This is a genomic window from Pararhizobium sp. IMCC3301 (assembly GCF_030758315.1).
In the GTDB taxonomy this organism is placed as follows: Bacteria; Pseudomonadota; Alphaproteobacteria; order Rhizobiales.
In genome coordinates, this window is sequence record NZ_CP132336.1 from 4,376,995 (window position 1) to 4,391,244 (window position 14,250).

Here is a 14,250-nt window from a genome sequence, read left to right on the forward strand (position 1 = left end):
ATCCGGACTTTATTCGCAGGAGTAGGAAACCCCGTTTGCCGTATCGATTTTGCGGATCACGTCCCAGAATTCCTTGTAGGTCATTTCAAGGAACTGGCCTTCATTGGATTTTTCAAACTCTTCCTGAAGACTTGAGCCTTCCCATTCAAATGTGAAAAACGCTTCCCGGATCTTGGCTGTCAGTTCCGGGGTCAAATTGTGGGCGACCCCAAAACCGGTGGTTGGGAAGGTCTGGGATTTGTAAATCGATTTGACCTGCTCCGGCTTGATCACATCGCGGCTGATCATGCGCTTCAGAACCGAATTTGCGATGGAAGCTGCAGGGTAGTCCTTGTTTGCAACGCCAAGAATGGAATTGTCATGCTTGCCGGAGAAAGCCGGTTCAAAATCACGCTCCGCTTCCAGGCCGAAATCAGCTTTCAGGATGGCACTGGGCGCTTTGAAGCCTGAATTGGATGTCGGTGCGGTAAAGGCGAGTTGCTTGCCCTTGATATCTTCAACCTTCTCGATGCCGGAACCGGGATAGGTGATGATTTCCATTTCATAACCGAAATTGCCGTCTTTCGACGCCATAATTGTGAACGGATTGAAGCCGGCACAATTGACTGCAAGCGGATTGGACCCTGTGTTGAATCCGGCAATGTGCAGCCGGCCTGAACGCATCGCTTCAATCTGTGCAGCATTCGACTGAACCGGGAAGAACAGCGTCTTTTTGCCGGTTACCTTTTCCAGATGAGTCAGGAAATCGGCCCATGCCTGTTTGTAGACAGCGGGATCTTCAACCGGCGTATAGGCAAAGATCAGCGTGTCCGGATCGACAAGCTCTGCCGGATCGCTCGGTGTGTCGGCAACAAGATCGCCGTCGCGGTCGCAATAGCGCTCATCAAGAGTTCCCCTTGGACAATCCTCGGCAGCATTGGCCGTTGTGATCAATCCCGGAACCCCGCCCCACAACAGGGCAACGGTCCCGATGACGGCGGCACTACCACCCAAAATACGCTTTAATGATTTCATGGAAGCCTCCCAGCTTAACGATATTTTAATTATAGATTATTAGTCGGATAAGTAATCCTTGGCAAACAGCGATTCGTCCTTGCCACTGAAAAACAACAATTCCGGCGGATGTATCCGGTGTCAAGTTGTTAGACCCGGTGCCGCATTGTTGCACATTTCTGCCCTGTCATCGAATCGCTTTAGACCCTGGACCGAAGAGGATTGGAATATTTTGCCTGAAACGACACAAACCCAGATGGCGGCGCTTCCTGTCAGGATGACGGAGAAGGGCGATCTACGCATTTTGATGATTACGTCGCGCGATACCGGCCGCTGGGTTCTGCCCAAAGGGTGGCCAATGAAGGGCAAGAACCTGCGCCAGGCAGCTGAGCAGGAAGCGCTGGAGGAGGCAGGTGTTCTGGGACGCGTTTCCAAACAGCCTTTCGGCGTCTATCACTATTTGAAGAGAATCGAAGATGGGGTCGACATTCCTTGCGAAGTGGTGCTCTTTCCGATGAAAGTGACCAAGCTCCTGCGCCACTGGCCGGAGCGTGAAGAACGCAAACGAAAATGGTTTTCCGCAAAGGGCGCGGCAAAACGTGTTATGGAGCCGGACCTGAAGGATCTTCTGGGCAAGATCAGGCTGAATCCGAAGAAACTCGGCCTGTAGAGCGTCTTGTCAGTGGGCACTCGGACAGGCCGCTTGCAAGAGTAGACTATGACGTCAGATTCCACAGTGCCAACACCGTACCGCATTGCAATTGTGGGGGTGGGCAAGATTGCACGCGATCAGCACCTGCCTGCCATTCGTAACAATCCCGATTTTGAATTGGCTGCCACCGTCAGCCGTAATGGCTGCATTCAGGGCGTTGATGCTTTCACTGATCTGCGGACCATGTTTTCCGAACGGCCGGATATCACTGTTGTGGCGCTTTGCATGCCGCCTCAAGTCCGTTACGGCTACGCGATGGCGGCCATCGCCGCAGGGCGGCATATCATGCTGGAAAAGCCGCCGGGTGCGACGCTGAGTGAAGTCGAAAGTCTGCGCACAGAGGCGGCACGCCATGGTGTCACGATCTTCGCAACTTGGCATTCAAGATATGCGCCGGCCGTGGAAACAACACGGCAGAAACTGGCTGAGACCCGAATCAGGCAACTTCATATCAATTGGAAGGAGGATGTCCGGCGATGGCATCCCGGCCAGGACTGGATCTGGCAGGCCGGTGGCATGGGTGTGTTCGATCCGGGCATAAATGCCCTGTCGATCATGACTGAAATCATGCCGCATCCGGTTCATCTGACCAATGCTGTTCTGGAATTCCCTGCTAATCGCGACACGCCGATTGCAGCGCGCCTCGACTTCGCAGACCCGACCGGTGCCGAGGTGAATGCGGTATTTGACTGGCGTCAGGAGGGGCCGCAGTCGTGGGATATCCACATTGAGACCGATGCTGGATCGCTGCAATTGCTGGATGGCGGAGCGCGTTTGCTGATCGACGGCACCACGATTATTGTCGAGGCGGAGCAAGAATATCCGTTACTCTATGCAAGATTTTCCGAATTGCTGCGACAGCAGATATCCGACATTGACGTGGCCCCGCTGCGCCATGTCGCCGACGCATTCATGCTGGGCAGACGGATTGAGGTCAGTTCGTTTGAGGATTGAAGAAAACCTGTTTACAAGGCAGGTTAGTACAGCGGTTAAACCAATAGAGACATATATGACGACAAGTGATTCAAATAGTGCAGAAATCGGCCTTATCGGACTGGGTACAATGGGTGCCAATCTGGCCATGAATATTGCCGAAAAGGGCTTTCGCATTGCGGTTTTTAATCGCACCTTGGCGCGCAAAGACGAGTTCTATGCCAGTGCCGGCGAATTGACCGATCAGATTGTGCCGACAGATTCGCTGGAACAACTGGTGAAGGCGATCAAGCCGCCGCGGGCCATCATTCTCATGGTTCCTGCGGGCGACGCGGTCGACCAGCAGATTGCCGCTTTGCGGCCTTTGCTGGACAAAGACGATCTGATCATCGATGCGGGCAACGCCAATTTCCATGACACCAACCGGCGCGCAGCGGAAGCAGAGGCAGCCGGAGTGCCGTTTGTGGGGATGGGTGTTTCCGGCGGCGAAGAGGGTGCGCGCCACGGGCCATCAATAATGGGCGGAGGTCCAAAGCCGGCCTGGGATCGGGTCGCGCCGATCCTGGAAGCCATTTCGGCCAAATATGAAGGCGTTCCCTGCGCCACATGGATGGGTGAGGGCGGGGCCGGCCATTTCGTCAAGGCAGTGCACAATGGCATTGAATATGCCGACATGCAGATGATCGCCGAAGTCTATGGCATTATGCGGGATGGGTTCGGCATGGATGCGGGCCGCATTGGCAGTGTGTTCGAGAAATGGAACAAGGGCACGCTGAAATCGTATCTCATCGAAATATCGGCCCGGGTCTCCAATGCAAAAGATACCAAAACCGGCGCTCCAATTCTGGATGTCATTCTCGACAAGGCCGGACAGAAGGGCACCGGGCGCTGGACTGTCATCGAAGCCCAGCACCTTGGCGCGCCAATCACCGCCATTGATGCTGCGGTTGCGGCCCGAAATCTCTCATCACGCCTTGAAGAGCGCAAGGCAGGGGAAGCCATTTTTGGCGCAGCTCCGCAGGCCCTGAGCACTGAAGCACTGTCGACAGACTCGCTGGAAATGGCCTTGATTGCCGGAAAAATCGTGTGTTACGCGCAAGGCTTCCAGTTGTTGCGCACGGCATCCGAGAATTTCGGCTGGTCTCTGCCGTTACCCGATGTGGCACGGGTCTGGCGGGAGGGCTGCATCATCCGCTCCACAATGCTCAATGACATGGCAGAAGCACTGACTGAAAATGCCGATCTGAATTTGATGTTTGCCCCGTATTTCTCGGCAAAACTGTCGGAAACTGAGGGTAGCTTGCGCCGCGTGGTCTCCACCGCTGCCCTGAATGGTCTGCCGCTTCCCGCTTTGAGCAACGCATTGTCCTATTTCGATATGATGCGGACAAGCCGGTCCACTGCAAACATGATCCAGGGTCAGCGCGATTTCTTCGGCGCGCACTCGTTTGAACGACTGGATTCGTCCGGCAGCCATCACGGGCCCTGGAAACAGGATTGAAGCACCGGCACCAATGCTGCAGCATGACTGACAGGACCTGCCGCGCGCTTGCGTAATGTTATTACATATGTGATAAGTTTTGGTCTTGTCGCGAAAGATCGGTTGTCCGTTTTCTGTGCCAGCTTCACAATCGCCCATAGTCTCTCTGACGAATGCCGGTGTTTTCCGTGATGGAAGATGGCTGGTGCGCGGCATCGGGTTTGACATTCACAGAGGCGAGATTGTCACACTGATCGGCCCCAACGGCTCCGGCAAGTCGACCACCGCCAAAATGGTTCTTGGCCTCTTGAAACCGACGGAGGGGCAGGCCACGCGGCTGGATGGTCTGCGCGTCGGTTATGTGCCGCAGAAACTCCTGATCGACTGGACACTGCCGCTGACGGTGCGCCGTCTGATGTCCCTGACATGCCGCCTCAGCGCTGTAGATATGGCACAGGCTTTGCACAGCACCGGGATTTCTCATTTGGCCGATGCGGAAGTCCGGCATTTGTCGGGCGGCGAATTTCAAAGGGCAATGCTGGCCCGTGCTATTGCCCGCAAACCGGATTTGCTGGTCCTCGACGAACCGGTTCAGGGCGTCGATTTTTCCGGTGAACTGGCGCTCTATGATCTCATCTCGGAAATCCGCGACAGCCTGCAATGCGGCATATTACTGATTTCACACGATCTGCATGTGGTGATGGCTGCAACCGATCAGGTGATCTGCCTCAACGGCCATGTCTGCTGCAAGGGCACGCCGGGCTCGGTCGTCGAAAGCCCGGAATATCAGAAACTGTTTGGCGGTCGCGCTGCAGCGGGACTGGCAGTGTACCAGCACCAACACGATCATACTCATCTGCCCGACGGGCGCGTCAGGCATTCTGACGGAACTGTAACCGGGCATTGTCATCCCGATGATGGTCACCATCAGCACGCCACGACAGGTGAGGGGCCCGACAATGCTGGATGATTTCTTTGTCCGTGCCCTGATCGCCGGGATCGGCGTGGCTCTGATTGCCGGGCCATTGGGCTGTTTCATTGTCTGGCGCCGTCTGTCGTATTTTGGTGACACGCTGGCCCATGCCGCTCTGCTTGGCGTGGCATTGGCATTTCTGCTGGAAATAAATGTTACCGCTGCGGTGTTCGTTGTGTCCGCTGCCGTTGCCCTGTTGCTGTTACTGCTGCAGAAAAGGGCATCTCTCTCATCAGATTCACTGCTTGGCCTGTTGTCGCATTCAGCCCTGGCGATCGGACTTGTCGTGATCGCCATTCTTGGCACCGTGCGTATCGATCTGCTGGGATTGCTGTTTGGCGATATTCTGTCGGTATCAAAGACGGATATCGCCATAATCTATGCTGGCGGCCTGGCGGTGCTGCTGGCACTGACATTGATCTGGCGGCAATTATTTGCCGCAACCGTCAGCCCCGAACTGGCAGCAGCCGAAGGTCTGAGGCCGGATGCTGCGAATGTGGTCTTCATGCTGCTGATGGCGGTTGTGATTGCGATAGCGATGAAGATTGTCGGGGTGTTGCTGATAACGGCCCTGCTGATCGTCCCGGCAGCAACGGCGCGCAGATTGTCTTCCGGGCCGGAACAGATGGCGCTGTGGTCAGCAGCTATCGGCGCAATTTCTGTAGTCGGCGGTCTGTCTGGCTCGCTGCGCTGGGATACGCCTTCCGGTCCCTCGATTGTGGTGGCAGCGCTTGGCCTTTTCATACTCAGTCTGACCTCGGTGTTTCGGTTGTTTGCCGGTCGGTCCGGCACAGGCGAGGGTTTGCGGAAATGAAGCCGATTGACCAGAATGAAAAACCTCTGACGAAGAATCAGGCACTTGTGTTCGATGCTCTGACAGGAACAGAAGAGCCCCTCAGCGCCTATACAATTCTCGACCGGTTGCGCGATGACGGGTTGCGTGCGCCGCTCCAGATTTACCGCGCACTGGATAAATTGATGGATCTGGGGATGGTGCATCGGCTGGAATCGCTCAACGCTTTTGTCGCCTGCAGCCATCCGGCCTGCGGAGCGCATGAAACGGTCGCTTTTGCCATTTGTGACGGATGCGGCCAGGTTGATGAAGTGGCTGACGACCGTCTAGCAGCACATCTTTCGGCGGTCGCGCAGCATGACGGGTTTACCTTGAAACAATCGATCGTGGAATTGCGCGGCCTGTGCCGCAACTGTGCAGCCCGATCCTCGGCGCCGCAATGACGAAGTTGCTCGGGCAATACAGCAAATGGAGATAGTGGTTTGAAAATACTGATAATCGGCGGAGCCGGCATGGTCGGGCAGAAACTTGCCAGCCAGATTGCAACTTCCGGCCTGTCCAATGGCCTCTCCAGCAGTCCGGTCAGTGAGTTGATATTGCACGATGTCGTGGAATCTGCCGTGCCTGCAGCCCCCTTTCCCGTAAAAACGCTGGTCGGCAATATTGCTGATCCCCGGCAGGCCACTGAGCTGGCAGCTCTGCGCGCTGATCTGATCTTCCATCTGGCGGCCATCGTTTCCGGTGAAGCCGAGCAGGATTTCGCTAAGGGATGGGATATAAATGCCAGAGGCACCTGGTGGCTTCTGGAGGCGCTGCGCGACGAGTACGAAGCAAGTGGCCGCAGCTATGTGCCGCGTCTGGTGTTCACCTCGTCGATTGCGGTGTTTGGCGGTCCTTTTCCGGATCGAATCGATGATGAATTTTTGACAGCTCCACAAACTTCTTATGGTGCCCAGAAAGCCATGACCGAACTGTTGATCAATGATTACAGCCGGAAGGGCTTCATCGATGGGATTTCGATTCGTCTGCCGACCATTTGCGTGCGCCCGGGCAAGCCGAATCTGGCGGCGTCATCGTTTTTCTCAAGCATTATCCGCGAGCCTTTGAATGGCCGCGAAGCAATCCTTCCGGTGTCGGACAGCGTTCGTCACTGGCACGCTTCGCCGCGCTCTGCCATCGGCTTTCTGATCCATGCAGCCCAACTTGATACTGCATTGCTTGGCTCCCGGCGGGCTTTGAACATGCCGGGCGTGTCATGCACGGTTGCCGAGCAGATCGAAGCATTGCGCCAGGTCGCAGGCGCGGATGCCGTGGCTTTGATTCGGCGCGAGCCCGACGCAGCGATCATGAAGATTGTGGAAAACTGGCCGCGCAATTTTGCGCCGCAGCGGGCTTTGGATCTGGGGTTCACGGCCGAGACCGGTTTTGAAGAGATTATCAGGATTTACATCGCCGATGACAAGCCGGGCCGATAAGGCATGATCGGGACAGTCACGGCCGCGTGACGCAATTCAAACCGGCAGCACTCACTGGCTCAGATAAAATTTGCCTCCAGGTGCCTGATGATGCATTGCCTGCACAATTCCACATCACGGGCCATTGCAGCGTCAACAATCTCCTGATGCTCCAGATGATTGGTTTTACGAAAACCGTAATGCTTCCGCTGGTTCAGCAAATGTTGCCGGAAACGGTCATAGATCGTGTGATGCTGTTCGCGCAGCACGGCAGACCCGCAGGCGGACATCAGGGTTTCGTGAAATTCCCACTCTGCCTTGCACCACACGTCGACCAGCAGGCTGGTCTGCTGTTCCGTACCCATCTTGTGTTCAATATATGCCAGTTTATGATGCGCGGCACTTAACCGCGCTTCCCACTCGATATCACCGTTCAGCATTGATAATCTGGCACCTTCAGTTTCAAGCAGAATACGCATCTCTGTAAGATCCTGAAGTGTGCTTGGCGTGCAGATGGCAACCCGGAAGCCGCGCTGTTCCTGGAAGCTCAGAAAGCTGTCACAGGCCAGACGGAACAACACCTCGCGCATTGTGCTCGCGGCGCAATTGTACTGCTTCCGCAAGTGCTCAGGCTTCATTTTGTCACCTGGCTGAAACCACGCCAGCAACAATTTCTTGCGCACATCATCGTAGATTTCCGACGCGCTTACCTGATTTTCCGTCCTGGTCATTCTGCTTTCCTCTCAGGCCATAGCCTATGAAAAAATTTCGTGAAAATCAATTAACAACGAGATTATCCACTTATTCCAATAAATGCTTGTGGGGATCTGGTGTCATTGTTATCGTTATCAAACCTGATCAAGTCGGGTTCGAATACAAAACGCCATCCGACAGAGGTGGCGATATAGATTTTTGCGTGGAGGAAGCAATCTATGACAATTTTGAAAACTGCTCTGACAGCTGCGGCTGTGACGGCCCTAATGGCGACGACGGCACTCGCGGCGTCCCACTCCGAAGTGACCAAGCTTCGCATTCAAACACACTATGCGCCTGAAACTGTTTCAGGAAAACTCGCTGCAGAATATGTCGATGACATCCAGAAAATGTCCAATGGAACGATCCAGGTGGAAATGTTCTATTCATCGTCGGTTGTGAAATCGGTTGAGACCTTTGATGCGGCAGCAACCGGTATACTTGATTGCGACATGACCGGTGGTGCCTATCAGACAGGCAAAAACCCGGCCTTCCAGTTTGTCGGCGATATTATGGGTGGCTATGCAACCCCGTATCAGCAGCTTTCCTGGCTGTATTATGGTGGCGGGCTTGATGCTGCACAGCAATTGTACAACAAATATGACATGCAGCTTGTCGGCTGGTGGGTTTATGGACAGGAATCCCTTGCGTCCTCAAAACCAATCCGCAACGCTGATGATTTCAAGGACTGGAAATTCCGTTCGCCTCCGGGCATGGAAACCAAGATTTTTGAAAAACTCGGTGCCAAGCCGATCGTGATGGATTTCACGGAAATCTTCACCGCACTCGAAACCGGCATCATCGATGGCGCCGATGCGTCCGGTCTTGCCAACAATATGGGCCTTGGTCTGTATGATCTGGTCAAGCATGCCAACTTCCCCGGCTTCCATTCCATGCCGTCTGATCACCTGGCCTGTAACAAATCCAGGTGGGATGCCATGCCGGAAGCGCACCGGACGATCATGTCCGTTGCCATGCAGGCGCTGGCTTTGAAAACGGCTCTGACATTTGAAAAGAAAAATGCAGAAGCAGCAGCCCAGCTTCGTGCCGATGGTGTAAATCTCTACGCCTGGACGGACGAAGATTTGCAGAAATTCCGCGATGCGGCGCAGGCTTCCTGGCCTGAATTTGCCACAACACCGGAAGCTAAAGCCTTGGTCGAAAGCCACATGGCCTATTTGACCCAGCTTGGCCTCGTTTCCAAGTAACTCTGACACCGGTTCAGGCCCCGTGACAAAACGGGGCCTGACTCCATCGGGCATTTACGAATCTGGGGGGAGGCAATAATGGTCGAGCACGAGCGGACTGGAATGGTTGACTTTTTGACGTGGCGGTTCAGCCGTCTTGCCATGATTTTACCTGCCGTCATTGTGGTGATCATGTTTTATGAAGTCGTCATGCGGTATGTCTTCGCCAAACCCACATTGTGGGTCAATGAGATGTCGCTGTGGCTCGGCGGCATGATTTACCTGCTTGCTGGGCTTTATGCCATGCAGCAACGCAGCCATATCCGAATTTTCATTCTTTACGACGCGGTTCCACGCTGGCTGCGCAAAACCTTCGATGTCATCTCTGTCGTATTCCTGCTGATGTTCGTCTTCGCAGTGATATGGGGTGGTTTCGGCGAGGCTTATGCGAAGTTAATGCGCTGGGAAACCTTTGGCACTGCCTTTGATCCTCCCATCCCGGCAACAATGAAACCCCTTATTCTCCTGACACTCATTGTTGTGGCCATTCAGGCAATCTCCAATCTTGTCTATGACTGGGACAAGCCGCCGGAGAGCCATGACGCACTTGAGGAAATCGACATCGATGTTGAATTGCTCAGGATCGAACAGGCCGAACTCGACAAAAAATAGAACACTGCTTCAGCATATAAAAAGGCTTCCAGCGCATGGATATCGGGACGATCTCACTCATATTGTTGTTTGGAATGCTATTCCTGCTGGCTATCGGCATGCCATTAGGCTTTGCCTCAGGATTCCTGGCCGTTGTGGTGCTGGTGCTGAAATTCGGCCCGGAGCTGCTGTTCTCCAGTTTCGGCACTGGACCGCTCAACATTCTTGCCCAGCGCATGTACGGACTGACCACCGATTACGTACTGATATCTGTGCCTCTGTTTATTCTGATGGCCTCCTTGCTGGAACGATCCGGCATTGCCAAGGACATGTATTCCAGCCTCAGCCTCTGGCTCAGCCGGACCCGCGGCGGTATTGCCATCGTCACATCTTTGATGGCCGTTGTGATGGCGGCAATGTCCGGCATTATCGGGGGAGAGGTGGTGCTTCTGGGGTTGATTGCACTGCCGCAGATGCTGCGGCTTGGTTACAATCAGGATCTGGCCATCGGCACGATCTGCGCATCAGGGTCATTGGGCACCATGATTCCGCCGTCGATCGTGCTGATTTTTTATGGCCTGATCACGGAAACCTCAATCCACGCCCTTTTCAAAGGGGCGTTTGTTCCCGGGTTTATTCTCGCCTCCTGCTACATCCTTTACATTATCATCAGAACAAAGCTGAACCCGTCTCTGGCACCGCTTCCCGAACCATCTCCGGAAGATATGACCGGGCGTGAAAAGGCAATTTATGGTCCCGCGCTACTGGCCATGCTCGGTATTCTCGGATTCGGCCTGATGGTTGTGCGGGCACTTTTCCTGAATTTCATTGACAGGATTGACGAGGATACTGGCTATATCAGTACTGAATTTATCATTGGCGCATCTGTAACAATTGCCGTGTTGGCGGCGTTTCTGATCTTCTTCATCGGCAAGGACAACACAAAAAAAGCCTGGGAAAATGGCAAGGGAATGGTGGCACCGCTACTGGTGGTGTTTGTCGTGCTCGGCTCGATATATGGCGGCATAACCGGCATTACCGAAGCCGCAGGCATGGGGTCAATCGCAGTCCTCGTTCTTGTGATCTTTCGCGGTGAGTTTTCGTTTGCCCTGTTGCGCGATGCTCTGATGCGGACGTTCAAATCCACCGGCACGATTATCTGGGTGACCTTCGGCGCAACCGCGCTGGCCGGAGCCTATACCATTGCCGGCGGGCCGAGTTATGTGGCCAATCTGATTGTCGGCGCCGATCTGCCGACGCTTGGTATTTTGATGGTGATGATGCTCATCTTCCTGTTCCTCGGGGCCTTCATGGACTGGGTCGGGATTGTTCTGCTTGTGATGCCGGTGTTTTTGCCAATCGTGCTGAAACTGCCGATTGACGAAATCGGGCTTTTAAGCCCGCTTGTCTCCGATCCGCGCTTTTTGTCGGTCTGGTTTGGTATCCTGTTCTGCGTCAACATGCAGGTGTCGTTCCTGTCACCGCCCTTTGGACCGGCGGCGTTCTATTTGAAATCCGTTGCACCGCCGCATATTACCCTGCCGGATATATTCCGGGGTTTCATGCCGTTTATCGTAATTCAGTTATTCGTGCTGATGTTGATCCTGTTCTTCCCCGAACTGACCATGTTCTTCCGATCTTGAATAATCAGCGGTGAAGATACCATTTCTATGAAATGGAGCAGTTCACACACCACCGAAAATAGTGGTATGTGAACTGCGCTCGATAGCGTCCAGTAATTGGAGAATGTTTGGCCATGCTTACGTCAGATCAGATGCGGTTCTTTGAGGAATTCGGATATCTGGTGGTTGAAAATGTTCTGGATGAAACAGCCATTATCCAGCCTCTGAGGGCGGAATACAGTGTGTTGCTGGATCGGCTCTATCAGGCCTGGTTCGAACAGGGGCTCGTGTCCAGACCGCCCGATGCACTGGATTTTGAAGGCAAATTACTCAGCGCCTATCAGGCCGGTTGCGACTGGTTCCAGCCAATGGATATTTCCCTGCCGGGCGACCGCATCAAGGCCGACACGCCGATGCATTTCGGTCCGGCAGTGTTTGATCTCGTGACTGATGGGCGGTTGCTGGATCTGGTGCAGTGTCTGCTCGGCAGTGAGATCACCTCGAACCCGATCCAGCATGTCCGCATCAAGCCGCCGGCGACAGCTTTACGCCAAGATGAAATCCGCGCCCATATCACAGCGACCGACTGGCATCAGGACCGCGGTGTGGCGTTGGCAGAGGCCGACCAGACCAATATGGTCACCGTCTGGTGCGCCATCACAGACGCTACCGTGGAAAATGGCTGCCTGCAGGTGATTCCCGGAGGCCATCTGCAGGGTATGAAACCGCATTGCCCGAAAATCCAGACCGCGATTGCTGATGGTTTCATTGACGAAGCTGCGGCCATACCACTTCCGGTCAGGAGCGGCGGGGTGGTTTTGTTTCATCCGCTGGTCCCCCATGCATCACTTGCCAACACAACCTCGTCTTTCCGGTGGTCATTTGATATCCGATATAATAAGACAGGAGAGCCAACCGGCCGGCCGCAATTTCCCGAATTCGTGGCCCGCAGCCAGCAAGCACCTGAAACCGAGTTGACGGACTGGCGGATCTGGCGATCACTTTGGGAAAATGCGCGCGCGCAGCTTGCGCAGCAGGCCCATCAGAACATTCACCGCTGGGCGCCGGACGCGCCCTATTGCGCATGAGGAAATTATCATGTCGGATTTCATCCGCCTGGATGTTGCAGACAATGTAGTCACGGTCACCCGGCCCACAGAAACCGGGCAGGCTATCGAGAGCGCTACAACATTGTCATTGGTACCGCGTGGCCACAAGGTTGCAACCGCTCCGATCCGCAAGGGCGAAGCAGTCCGCAAATACAATCAGATTATCGGCTATGCGTCAGAGGATATTGCGGCCGGTTCCCATGTGCACACCCACAATATCGAGTTTCGCAACACCGTGGCGGATTATGAATTTGCCACCGATCTGCGCCCGGTTCAGCCGGTGGCGGAAGATGCGCGCGATACTTTCATGGGCTATCGCAGGGCCAATGGCACAGTCGGCACCAGAAATTATATCGCCATCGTGACCTCGGTGAACTGCTCTGCGACTGCGGCACGGATGATTGCCCAGGCGTTCGGGCCGGAAGAGCTCGCAGCCTATCCCAATATCGACGGCGTCGTGGCCTTTGTCCATGGCACCGGCTGCGGCATGGCGGGTGATGGTGAAGGCTTCGATGCTTTGCAAAGGGTGATGTGGGGCTATGCGCGCCACGCCAATCATGCCGGCGTGCTGATGGTCGGCCTTGGTTGCGAAATGAACCAGATCGACTGGCTTCTGGAGGCAATGGGCATCAAGAGCGGCCCGCTGTTTCACGCCATGAACATTCAGGATGTCGCAGGCCTGAAAAAAACCATCGAAGTCGGCATTGAAAAAGTCCGCGCCATGCTGCCTGAGGCCAACAAGTTTCAGCGCGAACCGTGCCCGGTTTCTGAACTCTGCGTTGCCCTGCAATGCGGCGGCTCGGATGCCTGGTCCGGCATCACCGCAAATCCCGCTCTGGGCTATGCCTGCGATCTGCTGGTAGCTCAGGGCGGCACCGGTGTGCTGGCGGAAACGCCGGAGATTTACGGCGCTGAACATTTGCTGACGCGGCGCGCTGTCGATGAGAAGACCGGCCGGAAACTGGTAAAATTGGTGCGCTGGTGGGAAGATTATACCGAGCGGAACAAGGGTTCAATGGACAATAATCCAAGCCCCGGCAACAAGAAGGGCGGTCTGACCACGATCCTGGAAAAATCGCTCGGCGCTGCCGCGAAAGGCGGAACGACGCCGCTGACAGGCGTTTTCCGCTATGGCGAACCGGTCACGGCCAAAGGCTTCACCTTTATGGATTCGCCTGGATACGACCCGGCCTCGGTAACCGGTCAGATCGCCTCCGGCTGCAATCTGGTTGCCTTCACGACCGGCCGCGGCTCGGCCTTCGGCTCGAAGCCTGCGCCCTGCATCAAGATTGCAACCAATTCGCAGATGTATGAACGCATGACCGGGGATATGGATATCAACGCCGGAGAGATGTTGTCAGACGGTGTTTCACTGGAACAGAAGGGCCGCGAGATCTATCAGCTGTTGATCCGCGTTGCCTCCGGCGAGCAATCGAAATCAGAAGCCCAGGGCCTGGGTGATTACGAATTCGTGCCATGGCAGATCGGTGCCACAATGTAAAATGGACCTGCGTCGACCGGGCAGGGGAGTGCTGCCCTTCCACCCGCCGACCGGATCACCTGCGAAGACAAGGCGTTCAGACAGGAGCG

14 protein-coding genes are annotated in these 14,250 nt (G+C 55.0%); 12 read left to right on the forward strand and 2 right to left on the reverse strand.

What is annotated here, in order from left to right:
* Window positions 1-9 precede the first annotated feature (9 nt).
* Window positions 10-1,014: a phosphate/phosphite/phosphonate ABC transporter substrate-binding protein gene (gene phnD / locus RAL88_RS20795; RefSeq protein ID WP_306266117.1), complete on the reverse strand. Its 1,005-nt coding sequence runs from the start codon at window positions 1,012-1,014 to the stop codon at window positions 10-12.
* 211 nt (window positions 1,015-1,225) lie between these two features.
* On the opposite strand from phnD, the gene RAL88_RS20800 reads away from it, so the two are divergent.
* From RAL88_RS20800 to denD, 7 genes are all read left to right on the forward strand, one after another.
* Entirely contained in the window at window positions 1,226-1,663 is a 438-nt protein-coding gene (locus tag RAL88_RS20800) for an NUDIX hydrolase (protein ID WP_306266118.1), read from the forward strand.
* A 48-nt stretch (window positions 1,664-1,711) separates the two neighbouring features.
* Complete coding sequence (locus tag RAL88_RS20805) at window positions 1,712-2,659, forward strand: Gfo/Idh/MocA family protein (RefSeq protein ID WP_306266119.1); 948 nt, start codon at window positions 1,712-1,714, stop codon at window positions 2,657-2,659.
* A gap of 55 nt (window positions 2,660-2,714) precedes the next feature.
* A complete protein-coding gene (gene gndA, locus RAL88_RS20810) occupies window positions 2,715-4,139 on the forward strand; it encodes an NADP-dependent phosphogluconate dehydrogenase (RefSeq protein ID WP_306266120.1) in 1,425 nt (474 codons plus the stop codon).
* Window positions 4,140-4,254: 115 nt separating this feature from the next.
* Window positions 4,255-5,088, forward strand: coding sequence for a metal ABC transporter ATP-binding protein (locus tag RAL88_RS20815; RefSeq protein WP_306266121.1), 834 nt, complete (start codon window positions 4,255-4,257; stop codon window positions 5,086-5,088).
* Window positions 5,078-5,905, forward strand: coding sequence for a metal ABC transporter permease (locus tag RAL88_RS20820; RefSeq protein ID WP_306266122.1), 828 nt, complete (start codon window positions 5,078-5,080; stop codon window positions 5,903-5,905). Before RAL88_RS20815 ends, RAL88_RS20820 begins: the two co-directional genes overlap by 11 nt.
* On the forward strand, window positions 5,902-6,327 hold the full coding sequence (locus RAL88_RS20825; protein WP_306266123.1) for a Fur family transcriptional regulator: 426 nt from the start codon (window positions 5,902-5,904) through the stop codon (window positions 6,325-6,327). The genes RAL88_RS20820 and RAL88_RS20825 overlap by 4 nt, the downstream gene beginning before the upstream one ends.
* Before the next feature lie 39 nt (window positions 6,328-6,366).
* Window positions 6,367-7,359 carry a D-erythronate dehydrogenase gene (gene denD, locus RAL88_RS20830; protein WP_306266124.1) on the forward strand — a complete coding sequence of 331 codons (993 nt, stop codon included), beginning with the start codon at window positions 6,367-6,369 and terminating at the stop codon, window positions 7,357-7,359.
* A 59-nt stretch (window positions 7,360-7,418) separates the two neighbouring features.
* Here denD and RAL88_RS20835 read toward each other — a convergent pair whose 3' ends face one another.
* On the reverse strand, window positions 7,419-8,069 hold the full coding sequence (locus RAL88_RS20835; RefSeq protein ID WP_306266125.1) for a GntR family transcriptional regulator: 651 nt from the start codon (window positions 8,067-8,069) through the stop codon (window positions 7,419-7,421).
* Window positions 8,070-8,270: 201 nt separating this feature from the next.
* Between RAL88_RS20835 and RAL88_RS20840 the strand changes: the two genes are divergently transcribed.
* From RAL88_RS20840 to RAL88_RS20860, 5 genes are all read left to right on the forward strand, one after another.
* The gene (locus RAL88_RS20840; protein ID WP_306266126.1) at window positions 8,271-9,299 is read left to right on the forward strand and encodes a TRAP transporter substrate-binding protein; all 1,029 of its coding nucleotides are present in this window, start codon (window positions 8,271-8,273) and stop codon (window positions 9,297-9,299) included.
* A gap of 78 nt (window positions 9,300-9,377) precedes the next feature.
* On the forward strand, window positions 9,378-9,950 hold the full coding sequence (locus RAL88_RS20845) for a TRAP transporter small permease subunit (RefSeq protein ID WP_306266127.1): 573 nt from the start codon (window positions 9,378-9,380) through the stop codon (window positions 9,948-9,950).
* A gap of 35 nt (window positions 9,951-9,985) precedes the next feature.
* Window positions 9,986-11,572: a TRAP transporter large permease subunit gene (locus RAL88_RS20850; protein WP_306266128.1), complete on the forward strand. Its 1,587-nt coding sequence runs from the start codon at window positions 9,986-9,988 to the stop codon at window positions 11,570-11,572.
* A 113-nt stretch (window positions 11,573-11,685) separates the two neighbouring features.
* Window positions 11,686-12,639 carry a phytanoyl-CoA dioxygenase family protein gene (locus RAL88_RS20855; RefSeq protein WP_306266129.1) on the forward strand — a complete coding sequence of 318 codons (954 nt, stop codon included), beginning with the start codon at window positions 11,686-11,688 and terminating at the stop codon, window positions 12,637-12,639.
* Between the two features lie 10 nt (window positions 12,640-12,649).
* Entirely contained in the window at window positions 12,650-14,161 is a 1,512-nt protein-coding gene (locus RAL88_RS20860; RefSeq protein WP_306266130.1) for a UxaA family hydrolase, read from the forward strand.
* Window positions 14,162-14,250 lie beyond the last annotated feature (89 nt).

Bases quoted from the DNA above. Each gene is read 5' to 3' on its own strand.
- phnD (WP_306266117.1), bottom strand. From the start codon at position 1,014: ATGAAATCATTAAAGCGTATTTTGGGTGGTAGTGCCGCCGTCATCGGG.
- RAL88_RS20805 (WP_306266119.1), top strand. From the start codon at position 1,712: ATGACGTCAGATTCCACAGTGCCAACACCGTACCGCATTGCAATTGTG.
- gndA (WP_306266120.1), top strand. From the start codon at position 2,715: ATGACGACAAGTGATTCAAATAGTGCAGAAATCGGCCTTATCGGACTG.
- RAL88_RS20820 (WP_306266122.1), top strand. From the start codon at position 5,078: ATGCTGGATGATTTCTTTGTCCGTGCCCTGATCGCCGGGATCGGCGTG.
- RAL88_RS20825 (WP_306266123.1), top strand. From the start codon at position 5,902: ATGAAGCCGATTGACCAGAATGAAAAACCTCTGACGAAGAATCAGGCA.
- RAL88_RS20835 (WP_306266125.1), bottom strand. From the start codon at position 8,069: ATGACCAGGACGGAAAATCAGGTAAGCGCGTCGGAAATCTACGATGAT.
- RAL88_RS20840 (WP_306266126.1), top strand. From the start codon at position 8,271: ATGACAATTTTGAAAACTGCTCTGACAGCTGCGGCTGTGACGGCCCTA.
- RAL88_RS20845 (WP_306266127.1), top strand. From the start codon at position 9,378: ATGGTCGAGCACGAGCGGACTGGAATGGTTGACTTTTTGACGTGGCGG.
- RAL88_RS20850 (WP_306266128.1), top strand. From the start codon at position 9,986: ATGGATATCGGGACGATCTCACTCATATTGTTGTTTGGAATGCTATTC.
- RAL88_RS20855 (WP_306266129.1), top strand. From the start codon at position 11,686: ATGCTTACGTCAGATCAGATGCGGTTCTTTGAGGAATTCGGATATCTG.
- RAL88_RS20860 (WP_306266130.1), top strand. From the start codon at position 12,650: ATGTCGGATTTCATCCGCCTGGATGTTGCAGACAATGTAGTCACGGTC.